Here is a 16,093-nt window from a genome sequence, read left to right as displayed (position 1 = left end):
AAAGTGCGAGGAGCGCCGATGCCGCGCGGCGGAGCGAAATTCTTCAAATCCGCCTCATCTGCTTCGGCCGACCCTTATGCTCACCACCGGCCTGTCGGGAGGTCGTCGGAACTGCGATATTTCAGTCTGTGCGGAGTGACCAATGCGCGTTCGGATCCGGGTGGTCGTCGTCGCGTCAGCGATTGCGGCGACGACGTTCGCTGCCGCCCCAGCTATCTTGACACCCGGGCCGACCACTGTGTCGGCCAGTTGCGGCGCGGGCATGTACCGAAACTCGAGTGGCCAGTGCGTTCCTGACCCGTCGTCTGGGCTGCCACCCAACGGTGCCCCGGGTTTGGTGGGTAGCGGGCCGCCGCCCGGAGCTACGGCGCAATGCCGAGACGGCGACTACTCCTTCAGCACCCATCACACCGGTACGTGTTCTGGACATGGGGGCGTGAGTCGGTGGCTCACGAACTGACGGCCCACACTCGACGCCGGCGGAGGCCGGCCCGGCGGTAGGGACTCAGAACCAGCGGTCGCACATCTGCAAGGTGGTGCGGTCCAGGCGCTCGAGCAGGTCGAGCTGAGGTCCGGTTTTTGGAAGCTCGTAGCGGTAGAAGTAACGGGCGGCCTGGCGCTTGCCGTCGTAGAAGTCCCCGTCGCGGCCGTGCGCCGCCATCACCTGTTGCAGCCAGATCCACGCCACCACGACGTGCCCGAACGCCTCGAGATAGATCACACTGTTGGCCAGCGCCGCCTCGACGTCACCCGAGCTGAACATCGCCGCGGTCACCGACACCAGGCGCTGCCACGTCGCACCGAGTTCGCTTGCCTGTTCGGCCGTTTCGCCGCCCAGCGCGGCGGCCTCCGTCACGGTTCGGCCGATCGCCTCGCCGAGGGCGGCGAGCCCCGCGCCGCCGCGCATGGTCACCTTGCGGCCCAGCAGGTCGAGGCTCTGAATGCCGTGCGTACCTTCGTGGATGGGATTGAGGCGGTTGTCGCGATAGTGCTGCTCGACGTCGTACTCGCGGGTGTATCCGTAGCCGCCGTGCACCTGGATGGCGATGTTGTTGGCCTCGAGGCACCATTGCGACGGCCAGCTCTTGCCGACGGGCGTCAGCATGTCGAGCAGCAGCGTGGCGTGTTCGCGCTCGTCGTCGGATTCCGCGCTGTGCGAGATGTCCACCAGCCTCGCGCAGAACAGCAGCAGCGCCATGCCACCTTCGACGTAAGCCTTCTGCGCCAACAACATTCGCTTGACATCGGCGTGTTCGATGATCGGTACCTGCGGGGCGGACGGGTCTTTGGCCGTCACCGGCCGGCCCTGAGGACGCTGGCGCGCATACTCGACGGACTTGAGGTAGCCGGTGTAGCCGAGCGCCACTGCGCCCATCCCGACACCGAGGCGCGCCTCGTTCATCATCGTGAACATGTAGGTGATGCCGCGGTGCGGCTCGCCGACGAGATAGCCGACGGCACCGGCCTTTCCGTCCGGTGTGAAGGCCCCTTCACCGAAGTTGAGCACCGTGTTGGTGATCCCGCGCTGCCCCATCTTGTGATTGAGGCCGGCCAGCACCACGTCGTTGCGTTCGCCGACCGAACCGTCGGCGTCGACAAGGTACTTCGGCACGATGAACAACGAGATGCCCTTCGTGCCGGCCGGTCCGCCGGGGATCTTCGCGAGCACCAGGTTGACGATGTTGTCGGTCAGCTCGTGTTCTGCTCCCGAGATCCACATCTTCGATCCGAACAGCCGGTAGGTGCCGTCGTCCTGCGGTTCGGCCCTGGTCAGGACGTCCGCCAGCGACGAGCCCGCCTGCGTCTCGGAGAGCGCCATCGTGCCGGAGAACCGTCCGCTGAGCATCGGCTTGAGGAACGCCTCGATCTGGTCGTCGCTGCCGAAATGCGACAGCAGGTTGGCGTTGGCCATCGTCAGCATGAGGTATCCGGAGGTGCTGACGTTCGCGGCGTAGAACCAGGCGATGCCGGCCTGCGCGACCGCGGCGGGCAGCTGGGCGCCGCCCAGCCGCACGTCGAGGGCCATCCCCATCAGGTCTGCCTCCGCGAAGGCGTCCCAGGCCTGCTTGACCTCGGGGATCAGCGACACTTTCTCACCGTCGAAGGTCGGCTCGTTGGCGTCGTTCTTCTTGTTGTGCGGCGCGAAGTAGCGCGTCGCCAGCTGCTCGCACAGGTCGAGCACCGCGTCGAACGTCTCCCGCGAGTGTTCGGCGAAGCGCTCTCGCTTGGTCAGCTCGTCGACTCGCAGCCATTCGAACAGCAGGAAATCCAGGTCGCGGCGCGACAGCAGCATCGATTTCACCAGGCCCTCCTCCGCGACGTACCCGCATGACGTGCTGGTGACGACATTACGTCGGCGGTCGCGGGAGGTTCCCGCGCAATTCGCGAAGGCTCAGCGGACGATCAGTGGATGCGCGCGCTGCCGCCGAGCCCGATCTCCAAGACGCTTCCGGTGATCACCCCGGGATCGGTGACCAGATACAACACCCCACGGCTGACGTCCTCGGGCTGCAGCCAGGGCTGCGGTATCGGATTGCCCTTCATCATCCGGCGCACCAGGTCGTCGGGTATGTCATCGCCGCCGCGGGGTTGCACCATCGGGGTTTGAGTCGTGGTGGGACAGACGACGTTGATCGTGATGCCCTCCTTGGCGACCTCCAGGGCGGCGGATTTCGCGAGGCCGATGACGCCCCACTTGGTGGCGTTGTATGCGGCCAGCTCGGGGATTCCCATGCGACCTCCCATCGAGGAGGTCACGACGATCCTGCCGAAGCGCTGGCGGCGCATCACCGGTATGGCCGCCCGCAGGGTGTGGAATGCGCCGGTCAGGTTCGTGTCCACCAGCTGTTGCCAGGTCGTGTCGCTGACGTCTTCCAGTAGCCCGGTGCTGACGACTCCGGCGTTGGCCACGACGATGTCGAGGCTGCCCATGTCGGCGACGGTCTGCTTGACTGCGGCGTCGACCGCGGCCGCGTCGCGGACATCGAGAGCCAGCGGCACGCACCGCCGGCCCAGGGCTTCGACGAGCTTCGCCGTCTCCCGCAGGTCGTCCTCGGTGCCGAGGGGATAGGTCAGGCCGCTCATCGCCCCCGGGGCGTCGGCGGCCACGATGTCGGCTCCTTCACCCGCCAACGCCAGCGCATGCGCACGACCCTGCCCGCGCGCCCCGCCGGTGATCAGGGCCACGCGCCCGTCCAAAGTACCCATGGGAAGACGCTATCAGCCAGCCGAAAGCCGCTGCCGTGCGGCGAATTTGCAAACGTTCAGGGGCGGGTGCGGACCAGGTTCAGCGGCCGCTGGTAGTCGTGGAGCCGATGACGAATCGAACCCGCGTGTACAGCTTGGGAAGCTATTTCCAGTCCCGAACGGCACTCGAAAGTGCCTGGCCTAAGCGACGTCACCGAACTCGAAACGGATTGCACCTGCGTTTTCCGTTCGTTCCGCACACGTTTGCGGTTCGATGCCCCGTGCAGCTGTGGTTCGGTAGCGTTCGGGGTACGCGCCGGGTACCCTCGGCCAATCCGCGCGCGCAGACATGCACTCGACTGGACACTCCGATCCATGACTATGTGGCGCCCTCGGCGGCGCCGGCCAACCGCGATTGCCCGAACAGCGGAGCCGGCCACTGTATGTCATGGGCGCTGAGCCGGGGGCGGGCGTGGTGTGGCCAGGGCGTGTCGTCGGATTCGGTGACCGCGGTGAAACGGCCGTAATCGAATGGAACGCCGATGGCTGGCTCAATCTGAAGCAACCTCTCCCGCATACCCTGCCGCTGCAATTCCAGTGCACGGTGGTGACAGTAGGGATTGTTGCCGCGGCGGCCGAAGAGCGTATGGGCAGTCCACGAGCATCCGCCTCGGCAGGTGTCGGCGTGCGCGCAGGTGCGGCAGAACCCCCACAGCTCACCGCGCCGGTCTGACTGCTCGCTGAGCAGGTTGAAGTTCATTTCCGGTGCACTGGATAGCATTTCGGCGATGCGTTGCCTTCGCACTGTGCCGCCGCTGTAGTCAGCGGTCGGCAGCGACGGGCAGCCTTTAACGGTGCCGTCGGCCTCAATTCCTATGGTGGACAAGCCCGCTTGGCAGCCGTGCCATGATTGGTTGCCATCAGGTGAGCGAAGTAGTTGTTCGTACGGTCCGTGGTAGCCGAGGTTGTTGGCCGCATATACCCGCATTCCGTCGACTTCGGCCCGTTCAGCCACTCGGGCCAAAACGTCGAATACCGCGAGTAATTCGCACGGCTGGAGCAACAGCTCCGCCTGGTCCGCGGCGCGCCCCAGCGGAACAGTCAGCTGCAGTTGCCAGGCCGTCGTGCCCGCTTGGAGCAGCGCTTGGTAGAGCAGCGGGACTTCGACGATCGTTCGGCGGTTGACTTGGGTGTTGCAGGCGACGGCTATGCCGGCAGACTGCAGATGCTCGGCGGTCCGAAAGCATGACTGCCAGGAACCTTTCCGTCCGCGTAGCGCATCATGGGTTTGCTCCATCCCGTCGATGGAGATCGAGGCCTGCACGATGCCGGCGGCCCGCATGCGTTGTGCCGTTGTGGGACTCAGCTTGTACCCACCGGTCGTCAACGTGCAGCGCATCCCCCGGTTGGTGATTGCGGCGGCGATCTCCAGCCAGTCGGGACGCAGGAATGCCTCGCCGCCGATGAGGGTCACCTCCACGATTCCCACCTGGGCAAGTTGGTCTACCACGTCGAGCGCTTCGGACGTGGACAATTCATGCGGCCGGGCATTTCCGGCGCGGGATCCGCAATGAGAGCAGGCCAGGTTGCATGCCAGCGTCAACTCCCACACCGCATAGGCGGTCCGTGCCGGCGGCCTGCTCAACCGCCGCTGGACGCCGGGCTCACTTCGATTCGTCACGGTTCTTGCCGAACCAGCGCCGTTTGGGTTGCCGTTCCTTCGCCGGGGGGCGACCGGTTGCCCATGGCGGAGGACCTCCGTACACCGGTTGGGGTGGGGGGTGGGGAGATTCCCACTGGGGTGGACCGCCGCAGACAGGCGCCTGTTCGTAAGCATCCGGCCCCCGGGGCAGCATCGACGCGTCGCCGGCAATGCCGCGTTCCTGCGGCGAATCGAAGCGAGTGGGCGCGGGCGGTGGTGGCGGGTCGAAGCGTCGACCGACCGTCGGCTGTGGCGGCGCTGCACGCTGCGCGTCACGCATGCGCGACTGGGCTCGGTAGCTCCAGTAACCCGCCGCGTCGAACGGGAACGCCATGCGCGGCGGCTGCCATTCGATCCTCGGCAGCTCCGTCGGTTCCTGGTCAGCGGCACCGGGGCGGGAGCCTATCTCTGTGTCGATTACCGACCTGGCGGCCGCCACTGCCCGCTCGGGCGTCTCGTAGCGGCCCACCTCGACGCCGCGGAACGTCAGGATGAACTGCGGAGCTGTTGTCATGCAGCCATGATCGGCGCGGCGGCGGGCGAAGGCAATGTCAATCAGGGCCAACCGGGCCGAGGCCGACGGCCTGCGCCGCCACGCCGAATCAGCGCTGCGTGCACCGTGGAGGGCGGCATTGATAACGGCGATGCGATGGCCGTCGGCGCCACTTCTGGCGGTGGGGGGGCCGGATGTCGCGGCGCGCGTTCAGCGTCAGGGGCGCCCGAGAGCAAATGCCCTGGTCATCGTGGAGCCGATGACGGGAATCGAACCCGCGTATTCAGCTTGGGAAGCTGATGTTCTGCCATTGAACTACATCGGCGCGGTTGCCCAAGAAGGCTAGCATCAGCCGGCGCCGACGGGCGCCGGGTCGCGCGCGCCGGTAAGACCCCGCCCCGCGTCGTATCGCGTTACCGCACGAATATCGCGGCTGCGAATTGATTTGCCGGCACCCGCGGGACCTGCGATTTGCGGGCAGATTCAAACGTTAGTGTTTATTATTCCGTTATGGCGTCGTAATGTGCTCTGAATGGGACGCCACGAATTAGCCAAGAAGCGGCGGAAACCGCCAGTCTCGCTGGCTGCATGGGTCTTACCCGTGGCTGCTCTCTTCGCGGTGTCCGGCGACGTCCACCCATTCCCTGCCCGTGTCGGCGCCGAGCCCGTTATCGCTAATACCACTCCATGTTGCATGGAAATCGTCGCGGCGGCATCGCATCCGTACGCCAATGTTTTCGCCGACGACCAACCGCCGGCGGCGTCGCGATGGCACCGGCAATCCCGGTTCCTCCCGGTCGGGATCGCTCCGGAACGGGGCCTGCAGGTCCGCACGATCTTGACCGCTCGCAGCATCAGCGCCGAGTTCCCCGAGATTCACGAGATCGGCGGGGTGCGACCGGATCCGCTGCCGTGGCACCCCCTGGGCCTGGCGCTGGACGTGATGATTCCCAACCCCGAATCCGCCGAGGGCATAGCGCTGGGAAACAGGATCGTCGCCTACGTGCTCGAGCACTCCGCTCGCTTCGGAATTCAGGACGCGATCTGGCGGGGCGTCTATTACACACCCGGCGGCGCGCAGCCCAGCCGGCTCGGCCACTACGACCACGTCCACGTCACGACCACCGGGGGCGGTTATCCGACGGGCTCGGAAGTTTATCTCCGCTGACCCGCGCATAGCAGCAGATAGGCTCTTCGCGTGCTGCTCTCCGATCGTGACCTCAGGGCCGAAATCACCGCGGGCCGGTTGGGCATCGACCCGTTCGAGGACGCCCTGGTGCAGCCGTCCAGCGTCGACGTCCGTCTCGATCGCATGTTCCGGGTGTTCAACAACACCCGCTACACCCACATCGACCCCGCCCAGCGGCAGGACGAACTCACCAGCCTGGTCGAACCGGCCGACGGCGAGCCTTTCGTGCTGCATCCCGGCGAGTTCGTGCTCGGCTCGACGCTCGAACTCGTCACCTTGGCCGACGACCTGGCGGGGCGGCTGGAGGGCAAGTCGTCGCTGGGCCGGCTGGGCCTGTTGACCCACTCGACCGCGGGTTTCATCGATCCCGGCTTCAGCGGTCACATCACGCTCGAACTCTCCAACGTCGCCAACCTGCCGATCACCCTCTGGCCGGGCATGAAGATCGGGCAGCTGTGCATCCTGCGGTTGACCAGCCCGGCCGAACACCCGTACGGCAGCTCGCGCGTCGGCTCCAAATATCAGGGCCAGCGCGGCCCCACCCCCTCGCGTTCTTACGAGAACTTCATAAGTTCTACATAAGTTCGCCGACGCGCTCTTGCGGCGATTCTGCGGGATCATTGAGGGGTCCGTGGTCCCTTCCTCCGCCCGGTCCGTCTCACATCACCTTGGGAGGGGTTGATTTTGCATATCGTGCTCGGGGTGTCGATGGCACCGGCTTCGGTGCAGATGGTGGTGCTCGAAGGTGAGAACGCCGACGGCGCCACGGTGGAAGAGGACGGGTTCGACGTCACCGCCGCCGACGATGTGGCCACCGTCAGCGCATCGGATCGGGTGATCGCCGCCATCCTGGGCACTCGTGAGGGCGCCACCGAAGCCGGGCTGGAGCTGTCGTCAATCGGCATCTCGTGGACCGATCCGGTCGAGGCCGCCGCCCTGCGTGACGCGCTGGCCGCCCACAGGGTCGAAAACGTGATGCTGGTCTCGGCGTTCCTGGCGTCGACCGCGCTGGCCCAAAACCTGGGCGCGGCAATGGGATACGAGCGCACCGCCGTGCTCTTCGTCGAGCCCGAGACGGCGACCCTGGCGGTCGTCGAGACCTGCGACGGCGCCATCGCCGACGTGTACAGGCAACGGATCGAGGCCGAGTCCTACGACGAGGCCGTCGCTCAACTGACCGGAATGGTCGCCGGGCTGGACGAGCTGGAGTCGGCTGCGGGCGGGCTGTTCCTGGTCGGCTCGGGCGTCGACGTCGCTCACCTCAAGCCCGCGCTGGAGTCGGCCGTGTCACTCGGTGTGAGCGTGCCCGAGGATCCGGCGACGGCGCTGGCCCGTGGGGCGGCCCTGGCCTCGGCGAACGCGCCGCTGTTCTCCTCGTCGACCGCTGCGCTGGCCTATGCCCAGGACCCCGGCACCGGGGCGATCGACCCGCAGGCCCTGCCCGACTACCTCGGCGCGGCCTTCGCCTCCGACTTGGGCGACGACGACCTCGCCTACAGCGCCGTCGCCGACGAGGACGCCAGCGCGCCGACCGTCGTCATCGAGAAACTGTTCCTCCCCGAGGAGTCCCAGCCGCGCCGCCGGCCGGTGCTGCTGATCGGGAGCGGGCTGGCGGTGGTGGGCATCAGCGCGGTGCTGGCCCTGGAGATCGCGCTGGCGATCGGCATCCGCAATACCACGGTGGCCTTGCAGCCCACCCCGGAACAGCACCTGATCGTCCCGGCCCAGCAAGCATCCGCACCGGTTCAGGCGGCCGCGCCGAAGCTCAACGTCGGCGCGCCGGTCCCGATGGCGGCGCCCAGGCCGGTGGGTCCGCCGGTCGCCGCCCCGCTGCCGGCCGTAGGGCCGCTCCCCGCGGCTCCCGCGCCGATCCCCGTCGTGCTCCCGCCGGTGGCGCCCGTCCTCCCGGCGCCGCCGGTCCACCTGCCGGTGCCCAACCCGATCCTGAGCCCGCCCGCGGTCCAGGCGCCCCATCTGGTGCCGCCGCAGGAGCCGATCCACGTCCCGCAACCGCAGTCTCCGGTGCATGTTGCGCCGCCCGAGTCGCCGCAGGGCATCGGCACGGGGCCGCACCAGATTCCGGGGGAGGGCGGACCCGGGGGTCTCGGCGGTGGGCACTTCCCCGGTGCCGGTCCGGGCGGGCCTGGCGAACCGGGTGGCGGGCACTTCCCCGGCTTGGGTCCGGGCGGGCCCGGCGAACCGGGCGGCGGGCACTTCCCCGGCTTGGGCCCCGGCGGGCCCGGCGAACCGGGCGGCGGGCACTTCCCCGGCTTGGGCCCCGGCGGGCCTCCCGGTGGCGGTGAGCCCGCAAATCCCGGGCCGTTCGGCGGCGGTCATGGCGGCGGGCCCTTCGGTGGGGGCGGTCCGTTTGGTGGCGGCGGGCCCTTTGGTGGGGGCGGTCCGTTCGGTGGGGGCGGTCCGTTCGGTGGCGGTGGTCCGTTCGGCGGGGGCCATGGCGGCGGGCCGTTCGGCGGCGGCGGCGGCTTCGGCGGCGGCCACGGTGGCTTCGGCGGTGGCGGGGGCTTCGGTGGCGGCGGCCACGGTGGCTTCGGTGGTGGCGGCGGGCACCGCTAGCCCGCATCAGGTCACGGCTAACTCACAGCGAACGATTGTTCATACCCCCAGCGCCACCCGGGTAGGGTCGGGGCACTGGGGCAGGTCTGAAACCCGTGCCGCCCCTGTTGCCAGAACTGCATAAGCCCAGCTTTCAACCCGGGACAAACGCCCGCCGCTGTGGCACTTGTCTACGGCTGATCGCTTGGCGGTTGTGTTGCCGACGCGAACGTCCGGCGCACAGCAAACGAGCAAGGGGGATTTTCAGCGGTGGTGGGCATCGTGTTGGGCGTCTCGATGGCGCCGACGAAGGTCCGCATGGTGCTGGTCGAAGGCGAGAACGCCGACGGGGTCACCGTCGACCAGGACATCTTCGACGTCGACGACGAGACGAGGCGTGCCGCCGCCCCGAGCCAGGTCATCTCGGCCATCATGGGCACCCGCGAAGGCGCCACCGAGGGTGGCTATCAGCTGTTGTCGACCGGCGTCACCTGGACCGACCACGTCGAGGCCGCGTTGCTGCGCGACGCCCTGATCGCCCACAAGGTCGAGAACGTGATGCTGGTCTCGGCCTTCATGGCCGCGGCGGCGCTGGCTCAGGCCGTCGGCGACGCCACCAACTACGCGCACGCCGCGCTGCTGTTCGTCGAGCCCTACACCGCGACGCTGGCCGTCGTCGACACGTCCGACGGCTCGATTTCCGAGGTGCGCCGCACGGTTCTCGCCGACGACGACGACGAGGCGGTGGCCGAGCTCGTGGACATGGTGTCGAGCGCCGAGAAGCTCGAGGCGCGCCCGCAGGGCGTGGTGGTCGTCGGTTCGGGCGTCGACATCCCGCTGATCAAGCCGGCCCTGGAGGCCGCGACGTCGCTGGACGTGTCGGTGCCCGACGAGCCGGAGATGGCGCTGGCCCGGGGGGCTGCGCTGGCGTCGGCGCACGCGCCGTTGTTCGCGTCGTCGACGGCGGCGCTTGCCTATGCGCTGGACCCTGGCACTGGTGAGGTCGACCCGCTCGCCCTCGCCGGCCAGGCCCCCGGACTGCTGCCCGGATATCTTCCGGAATACCGGCCCGTCGCGGAGCTGTCACCCGACGCCGAACGGGCCAGGCCCAACGTCGCCTACAGCGCTTTGCCCGACGACGACGCCGAAGCCCAGACCGTCATCGGGCTGGACGAGAAGGCGCAACGGCGCAAAGCGATTTTGCTGGTCGGCAGTTCGCTCGCGGTCGTTTTCATCACCATCGTTGTGGCGCTGGAGATCGCGCTGGCGATCAACATCCGCCCCACGGTCGCATTGCGGCCCAGCCCCAACGAGAACGTCATCGCGCCCGCCAAGCCGGCGCCGGCGCCCCCGCCTCTGGCCAAGCCGATGATCCCGGCGCCGAAACCGGTGGCCGTCCCGCACCCCTTGCCTGCTGTCGCGCCGCCTCGCGCGGCGCCACCGCCGCTCCCCGTGCCCGTCGTCGCCCCGCCCGTGATCGTGCCCCGGGCGCCGATCGTCCGGCCCCCGGTGCCCGGCCGCGGTCCTTTCGGCGGGCCGTTCGGTGGGCGCGGGCCGTTCGGTGGACCGTTCGGTGGGCGCGGGCCCTTCGGCGGTCCGTTCGGCGGGCGCGGGCCGTTCGGTGGCTTCGGCGGCCACGGTGGCTTCGGCCACGGTTTCGGTGGCTTCGGCGGTCACGGTGGCTTCGGGCACGGTTTCGGCGGGTTCGGTGGCGGCCACGGTTTCGGCGGGTTCGGCCACCGGTAGCGCCGACGACCGCGAATCCGCCACCGGCGACGGGGAACGGCGCGGCCCCTGGAGCTGATCGTGACGGGCCACGAAGGCTAAAGCCGCGTAAAATCGTGGCACTGGGGGAATACGGGTGGGGGCTCGTCAGCGACTGGCTGGCACTTTTCCAAGCAGGTGCGACGGTCTGTTCGTCATTGGCTGGCTAACGACTTTGGAGGAGCTTTGGACACCGTACTTGGCGTGTCGATGGCGCCGACGGCAGTCCGTATGGTGCTGGTCGAAGGCGAAAACGGCGATGGCGCGACGGTCGACGAGGACAACTTCGACATCCCGTCGGACGACGATGCGGCAACGATCAGCGCGGCCGATCAAGTAGTTTCGGCGATCCTGGGGACGCGCGAGGGCGCAGTCGAGGGCGGCTACCAGCTGGCGTCGACCGGAGTCACGTTCACCGATCCCGTCGAGGCCGCGGCCCTGCGGGACGCGCTCGCCCATCACAAGATTGAGAACGTGATGCTGGTCTCGGCCTTCCTGGCCGCGGCCGCGCTCGCTCAGACGGTGGGTAATCAGACCAACTACGGGCACACGGCGCTGCTGTACATCGAGCCCGACTCCGCGACTCTGGCGGTGGTCGACAGCGCGGACGGTTCGATCACCGACGTGCACCGCCAGCCGCTGCCCGACGACGACGAAGCGGCAGTCGCCCAGCTGGCCACCATGGTCTCGAGCGCCGAGTCGCTTGGCACCCGGCCGGACGCGGTGTTCGTCGTCGGCTCGGGCATCGACCTGCCGCTGATCAAACCGGCTCTCGAGGCGGCGACCACGCTGCCGCTGTCGGCGCCGGAGGAACCGGACACGGCACTGGCACGCGGCGCGGCGCTGGCGTCGGCGAACGCTCCGCTTTTCTCGTCGTCGACCGCGGCGCTGGCCTACGCGCAGGACCCCGGCACGGGCGCCATCAATCCCTTCGCGGTGGCCCCCGGCTACTTCGACACGCCTCCCGCGGCCCTGGTCGCCGGGGAGGAACCGCTCGCCTACAGCGCCGTCGCCGACGATCCCGACAACCCGTTCACGGGCGATCTGACCGGTGCGACGGAGCTGGTCGACGCGGGCTACCACGACCGCCGGTCGTTCAGGTTGGTGGGTGGCGCGGTAGCGGCCGTCTTCATCGTCGGCGTCGTGGCGCTGGTCATCTCGCTGGCCATCGCCATCCGCCCGACGGCCAACGTGCGGCCCAGTCCCAACCAGAACGTCGTGGTCGCCCCGACCCGTCCGGCGCCGGCGGCTCCCGCCCCGGCGCCCGCGCCACAGGCGCCGGCCCCGGCACCGGCCCCGGAGGCTCCCGCCCCGGCCCAGGAGGCGCCCGCCCCGGCGCCCGCGGCTCCCGCCCCCGCTCCCGAGGAAGCCCCGGCACCGGCTCCGGCCCCGGAGGCGCCGGCACCCGCGCCGCCGCCCGCCGCTCCTCCGCCTGCCCCGCCGCCGGTGGCCCCGGCGCCCATTCCGGTACCGATTCCGTTGCCCATTCCGGGCATCGGTGGGCCGCCGGGCGGTTTCGGCGGCCCGGGTCACGGCGACGGTGGACCGCACGGCGGGTTCGGTGGTCCGCCGCACGGCGGCTTCGGTGGTCCGCACGGCGGATTCGGCGGGGGCCACGGCGGTTTCGGGATCCCGGGTATCCCGCACTTCTAGTCCGTCGGAGGCCAGCTGTCATCTGCCGTTCGCCTGACGCTTAGCGTGGCGATGCAATCAGCTAATCGCGAAGACCTACACCGGTTGTATGCGATGCACCGTATTCGGCACCGGCTATCTGGGGGCCACGCACGCGGTCGGAATGGCGGAGCTGGGACACGAGGTCATCGGGATCGACGTCGATCCGGGCAAGGTCGCCAAACTGGCCGCCGGCGACATCCCGTTCTACGAGCCGGGACTGCGAAAGCTGTTGACCGACAACCTGGCCACCGGACGGTTGCGGTTCACCACCGACTACGAGATGGCGGCCGAGTTCGCCGACGTGCACTTCCTCGGGGTGGGCACGCCGCAGAAGAAGGGCGAGTACGGCGCCGATCTGAGCCATGTGCACGCCGTCATCGACACCCTCGTACCGCGACTGACCCGGCCGGCCGTCCTGGTCGGTAAATCGACTGTGCCCGTAGGCACGGCGGCCGAACTCAACCAGCGCGCGGCGGCGCTGGCGCCGCGCGGGGTGGACGTCGAAATCGCCTGGAATCCCGAATTCCTGCGTGAGGGCTACGCCGTGCACGACACCCTCAACCCCGATCGCATCGTGCTTGGCATCCAACAGGATTCGACGCGCGCCGAGGCCGTGGTCCGGGAACTGTACGCACCGCTGCTCGACGCCGGGGTGCCGTTCCTTGTGACAGACCTGCAGACCGCGGAGTTGGTCAAGGTTTCGGCCAATGCCTTTCTCGCGACCAAGATCTCGTTCATCAACGCCATCTCCGAGGTATGCGAGGCGGCGGGCGCCGACGTCAGCCTGCTGGCCGACGCGCTCGGATACGACGCGCGGATCGGGCGCCAATTTCTCAACGCCGGTTTGGGTTTCGGTGGCGGCTGCCTGCCCAAGGACATCCGTGCCTTCATGGCCCGGGCCGGCGAGCTGGGTGCCGACCAGGCCCTGACGTTCCTGCGCGAGGTGGACAGCATCAACATGCGCCGGCGCACCCGGATGGTCGAGCTGACCAGCATCGCGTGCGGCGGCTCGCTACTGGGCGCCAACGTCGCCGTGCTGGGGGCGGCGTTCAAGCCGGAATCCGACGACGTCCGCGACTCACCCGCGCTCAACGTCGCGGGCCAGCTGCAACTCAACGGCGCGGCGGTCAATGTCTACGATCCGAAAGCGCTGGAAAACGCGCAGCGCCTGTTCCCGACGCTGAACTATGCGGTCTCCGTCGAGGAGGCCTGCGATCGCGCGGATGCGGTGCTGGTGCTCACGGAGTGGCGGCAGTTCGTCGAGCTCGACCCCGACGACCTGGCCGACCGGGTGCGTGCGCGGGTGGTCGTGGACGGCCGCAACTGCCTCGACGCCGCGCGCTGGCAGCAGGCGGGGTGGCGGGTGTTCCGGCTCGGGGCTCCGCGGCCGTAGTGGCTCGGGGCACGGCGGCCCCTCTGTCACAACGATTCGTGTTCCAACAGCTGCCGCAGCTGCCGAGCCATCCGGTAATCCTCCTGCGCGAACTCGCGGTGGCGAACCGCGTGGGCCAGATAATCCTCACGACCCTCCCCGGACTGGGCCAATTGCTCATAAGAAGTGGCGGCCCGGTCGTGACTGTTTGCCGACCGCTCGAAGCTCTCGGCTGCCGCCCGCTGGGCGCTTGCGGTCTGCAGCCGCATCTGTTCGAGCCGTTGACCCGCGCGCAGCACTTCTTCGGCGATTCGGACGTGCAGGTCGCCTTCGACGTCGTCGTAGCTTTGTGCACGGGACGTCTGCGATCCCGGTTCCGTGACCGCGGTATCCACCGGGTCCACGCCGGCGGGTCCGCTCGCTGATGGCGGCCGGCCATCGCTGCCGCGCCGCTCACTTTCGGCCATCTCGCGCCGAACGTCGGCCTGTTCGCGTTCTGCGGTCGCCCGTTCCCGATCCGCCAGGTCGCCAACGCGTTGCAATCGCTCGCGTTCGCGCTCGGCGGCGCTGCCTTCGCGTGCGTCCGCATAGTTCTCCCGGCTGTTGGCCGACAGTTCGCGTTGGTCCGCGATTTGGTCCCGCTCGTTGGCCACCCGGTCTCGCTCCTCAGCGAGAAACTCCCGCCGGGTCACCTGGGCCTCACGTCGCTCCAGCTCCCGCTCGCGCTGGTCCAGCTCTGCCGCCCGCCGGTCGAGTTCGGCCGCCCGCTGATCCCGGTCGTCCGGCCGATCGGTCTCATCGTCTGCCGTCACGGCTGGCGCCTCGGCAGGTTCGTTTCCGCACGGCGGAGTTGTGCGCTGTGCACGACCGGCATGCTCATAAATCATCCCATCGATGAACGACTGGTTGTGACCATCCGAACACATGGCGGGCTGTGCCGATAGGGGCGAATTGCCCTGCCCTTGTACGCTGACCGGCGTGGATTACGTCGCCGCATTCCTCGACGAGAATCGCGCCTTCGCGGAGCTTTTCCAAGGTGTGGACGCCTCCGTGCCGGTGCCGACATGTCCCGGCTGGAGCTTGCAGCAGCTGATGCGCCATGTCGGGCGCGGCGACCGCTGGGCGGCGCAGATCGTGCGCGACCAACGCGACGAGTTCCTCGACCCCCGCAGCGTCGAGGGCGGCAAGCCGCCACCGGACCCGGCCGACGCCGTCTCCTGGCTGTACGGCGGAGCGCAGCGGTTGGTCGACGCCGTCGAGCTGACCGGAGCGCAGACGCCGGTCTGGACGTTCCTCGGGCGGCGCCCGGCGAAGTGGTGGATGCGCCGGCGGCTCCACGAGACCGCGGTGCACCGCGCCGACGCCGCCATCGCGCTCGGCAACGAATTCGCCCTCGACCCCGCGATAGCGTCAGACGCGATCACCGAATGGCTCGAACGCGTCAGCATCCAGGCCGGAGGTGACGGGGCGCCGCTGCCCCTGAAGGACGGCGACACCCTGCACCTGCATGCCACCGACGACGGACTGGGCGAGGCCGGCGAATGGACCATCGCGGTCGGCGAGGGCGGGATCGTCTGGTCGCACGAGCACGGCAAGGGCAGCGCGGCGCTGCGGGGCGGCGCCACCGAACTGTTGCTGGCGATGCTGCGCCGCGTGCCGCTCGCCGAGACGCGCATCGAGCTGTTCGGCGACGACGGCGTCTGGCGGCGCTGGCTGGACCATACGCCGCTCTAGTCACGGCGACGAAGCGCACACGGTACGTTGCTGACCATGACCACTTCCGAGATCGCCACGGTACTTGCGTGGCACGACGCATTGAACGCCTCGGACCTGGATACCCTCGTGGCCTTGTCCAGCGACGACATCGAGATCGGTGACGCGCACGGCGCGGCGCAAGGCCACGAGGCGTTGCGCCGCTGGGCGGCCTCCACGCACAAGACCGCGGAGCTGGGCCGCATGTTCGTCCACGACGGGGTGGTGGTCGTGGAACAAAAGCTCAGCGCGCCGGACGAGCCCGGGGCCGTCATCGACGCGGCGTCGGCGTTCCGCGTCGTCCAAGACCACGTCACCTCGGTGTTCCGCCACGACACCCTGGCGTCGGCGCTGGCAGCCACCGAACTGACCGAACGCGACCTCGTAAGTTAACTCGTCGAGTAGGGA

Annotated in this window: 14 protein-coding genes and 1 tRNA gene; 9 read left to right on the top strand and 6 right to left on the bottom strand. The window is 68.8% G+C overall.

Going from position 1 to position 16,093, the window contains the following annotated elements:
* The first annotated feature begins 142 nt into the window (after positions 1-142).
* Positions 143-460: a DUF3761 domain-containing protein gene (locus G6N48_RS17135; protein WP_085271057.1), complete on the top strand. Its 318-nt coding sequence runs from the start codon at positions 143-145 to the stop codon at positions 458-460.
* A gap of 45 nt (positions 461-505) precedes the next feature.
* On the opposite strand, the gene G6N48_RS17130 is transcribed toward G6N48_RS17135, so the two are convergent.
* From G6N48_RS17130 to G6N48_RS17115, 5 genes are all read right to left on the bottom strand, one after another.
* Entirely contained in the window at positions 506-2,302 is a 1,797-nt protein-coding gene (locus tag G6N48_RS17130) for an acyl-CoA dehydrogenase (protein WP_085271056.1), read from the bottom strand.
* A gap of 101 nt (positions 2,303-2,403) precedes the next feature.
* Positions 2,404-3,207, bottom strand: coding sequence for a mycofactocin-coupled SDR family oxidoreductase (locus G6N48_RS17125; protein WP_085271055.1), 804 nt, complete (start codon positions 3,205-3,207; stop codon positions 2,404-2,406).
* Between the two features lie 358 nt (positions 3,208-3,565).
* The gene (locus tag G6N48_RS17120; RefSeq protein ID WP_232066647.1) at positions 3,566-4,798 is read right to left on the bottom strand and encodes a radical SAM/SPASM domain-containing protein; all 1,233 of its coding nucleotides are present in this window, start codon (positions 4,796-4,798) and stop codon (positions 3,566-3,568) included.
* A 52-nt stretch (positions 4,799-4,850) separates the two neighbouring features.
* The gene (locus tag G6N48_RS27940; RefSeq protein ID WP_197745594.1) at positions 4,851-5,402 is read right to left on the bottom strand and encodes a hypothetical protein; all 552 of its coding nucleotides are present in this window, start codon (positions 5,400-5,402) and stop codon (positions 4,851-4,853) included.
* A gap of 230 nt (positions 5,403-5,632) precedes the next feature.
* Positions 5,633-5,706 (bottom strand) — tRNA-Gly (locus G6N48_RS17115).
* Between the two features lie 207 nt (positions 5,707-5,913).
* Between G6N48_RS17115 and G6N48_RS17110 the strand changes: the two genes are divergently transcribed.
* The 6 genes from G6N48_RS17110 (at position 5,914) to G6N48_RS17085 (ending at position 13,954) form a co-directional block, all read left to right on the top strand.
* Positions 5,914-6,549 (top strand): hypothetical protein, encoded by a 636-nt coding sequence (locus G6N48_RS17110; protein WP_085271053.1) that lies wholly within the window; start codon positions 5,914-5,916, stop codon positions 6,547-6,549.
* A 30-nt stretch (positions 6,550-6,579) separates the two neighbouring features.
* The gene (gene dcd, locus G6N48_RS17105; RefSeq protein WP_085271052.1) at positions 6,580-7,152 is read left to right on the top strand and encodes a dCTP deaminase; all 573 of its coding nucleotides are present in this window, start codon (positions 6,580-6,582) and stop codon (positions 7,150-7,152) included.
* 126 nt (positions 7,153-7,278) lie between these two features.
* On the top strand, positions 7,279-9,144 hold the full coding sequence (locus G6N48_RS17100) for a DUF7159 family protein (protein ID WP_232066807.1): 1,866 nt from the start codon (positions 7,279-7,281) through the stop codon (positions 9,142-9,144).
* A gap of 249 nt (positions 9,145-9,393) precedes the next feature.
* A complete protein-coding gene (locus G6N48_RS17095) occupies positions 9,394-10,869 on the top strand; it encodes a DUF7159 family protein (RefSeq protein WP_085271478.1) in 1,476 nt (491 codons plus the stop codon).
* A gap of 204 nt (positions 10,870-11,073) precedes the next feature.
* Positions 11,074-12,540 carry a DUF7159 family protein gene (locus tag G6N48_RS17090; protein WP_443677840.1) on the top strand — a complete coding sequence of 489 codons (1,467 nt, stop codon included), beginning with the start codon at positions 11,074-11,076 and terminating at the stop codon, positions 12,538-12,540.
* An 88-nt stretch (positions 12,541-12,628) separates the two neighbouring features.
* The gene (locus G6N48_RS17085; RefSeq protein ID WP_085271657.1) at positions 12,629-13,954 is read left to right on the top strand and encodes a UDP-glucose dehydrogenase family protein; all 1,326 of its coding nucleotides are present in this window, start codon (positions 12,629-12,631) and stop codon (positions 13,952-13,954) included.
* A gap of 26 nt (positions 13,955-13,980) precedes the next feature.
* Here the strand turns inward: G6N48_RS17085 and G6N48_RS28300 are convergent, their stop codons facing one another.
* Positions 13,981-14,745, bottom strand: a complete 765-nt coding sequence (locus G6N48_RS28300) for a hypothetical protein (RefSeq protein WP_232066645.1) — start codon at positions 14,743-14,745, stop codon at positions 13,981-13,983.
* 166 nt (positions 14,746-14,911) lie between these two features.
* Here G6N48_RS28300 and G6N48_RS17075 point away from each other — a divergent pair, with 166 nt between their 5' ends.
* Positions 14,912-15,667 (top strand): maleylpyruvate isomerase family mycothiol-dependent enzyme, encoded by a 756-nt coding sequence (locus tag G6N48_RS17075; RefSeq protein ID WP_085271658.1) that lies wholly within the window; start codon positions 14,912-14,914, stop codon positions 15,665-15,667.
* Between the two features lie 36 nt (positions 15,668-15,703).
* Positions 15,704-16,078: a nuclear transport factor 2 family protein gene (locus G6N48_RS17070; RefSeq protein WP_085271659.1), complete on the top strand. Its 375-nt coding sequence runs from the start codon at positions 15,704-15,706 to the stop codon at positions 16,076-16,078.
* The last annotated feature ends 15 nt before the right edge of the window (positions 16,079-16,093 follow it).

Origin of the sequence: Mycobacterium parmense, from assembly GCF_010730575.1 — a bacterium.
GTDB classification, from domain to species: Bacteria; Actinomycetota; Actinomycetes; order Mycobacteriales; family Mycobacteriaceae; genus Mycobacterium; species Mycobacterium parmense.
The sequence above is the reverse complement of the archived record's forward strand: the minus strand, read 5'-3'. Positions and strand labels throughout refer to the sequence as shown.

What these genes read in the sequence shown, in the direction of transcription:
- G6N48_RS17135 (WP_085271057.1), top strand. Translation starts at nt 143, where the DNA reads ATGCGCGTTCGGATCCGGGTGGTCGTCGTCGCGTCAGCGATTGCGGCG.
- G6N48_RS17070 (WP_085271659.1), top strand. Translation starts at nt 15,704, where the DNA reads ATGACCACTTCCGAGATCGCCACGGTACTTGCGTGGCACGACGCATTG.
- G6N48_RS17100 (WP_232066807.1), top strand. Translation starts at nt 7,279, where the DNA reads ATGGCACCGGCTTCGGTGCAGATGGTGGTGCTCGAAGGTGAGAACGCC.
- G6N48_RS17125 (WP_085271055.1), bottom strand. Translation starts at nt 3,207, where the DNA reads ATGGGTACTTTGGACGGGCGCGTGGCCCTGATCACCGGCGGGGCGCGC.
- G6N48_RS27940 (WP_197745594.1), bottom strand. Translation starts at nt 5,402, where the DNA reads ATGACAACAGCTCCGCAGTTCATCCTGACGTTCCGCGGCGTCGAGGTG.
- G6N48_RS17085 (WP_085271657.1), top strand. Translation starts at nt 12,629, where the DNA reads ATGCGATGCACCGTATTCGGCACCGGCTATCTGGGGGCCACGCACGCG.
- G6N48_RS17110 (WP_085271053.1), top strand. Translation starts at nt 5,914, where the DNA reads ATGGGACGCCACGAATTAGCCAAGAAGCGGCGGAAACCGCCAGTCTCG.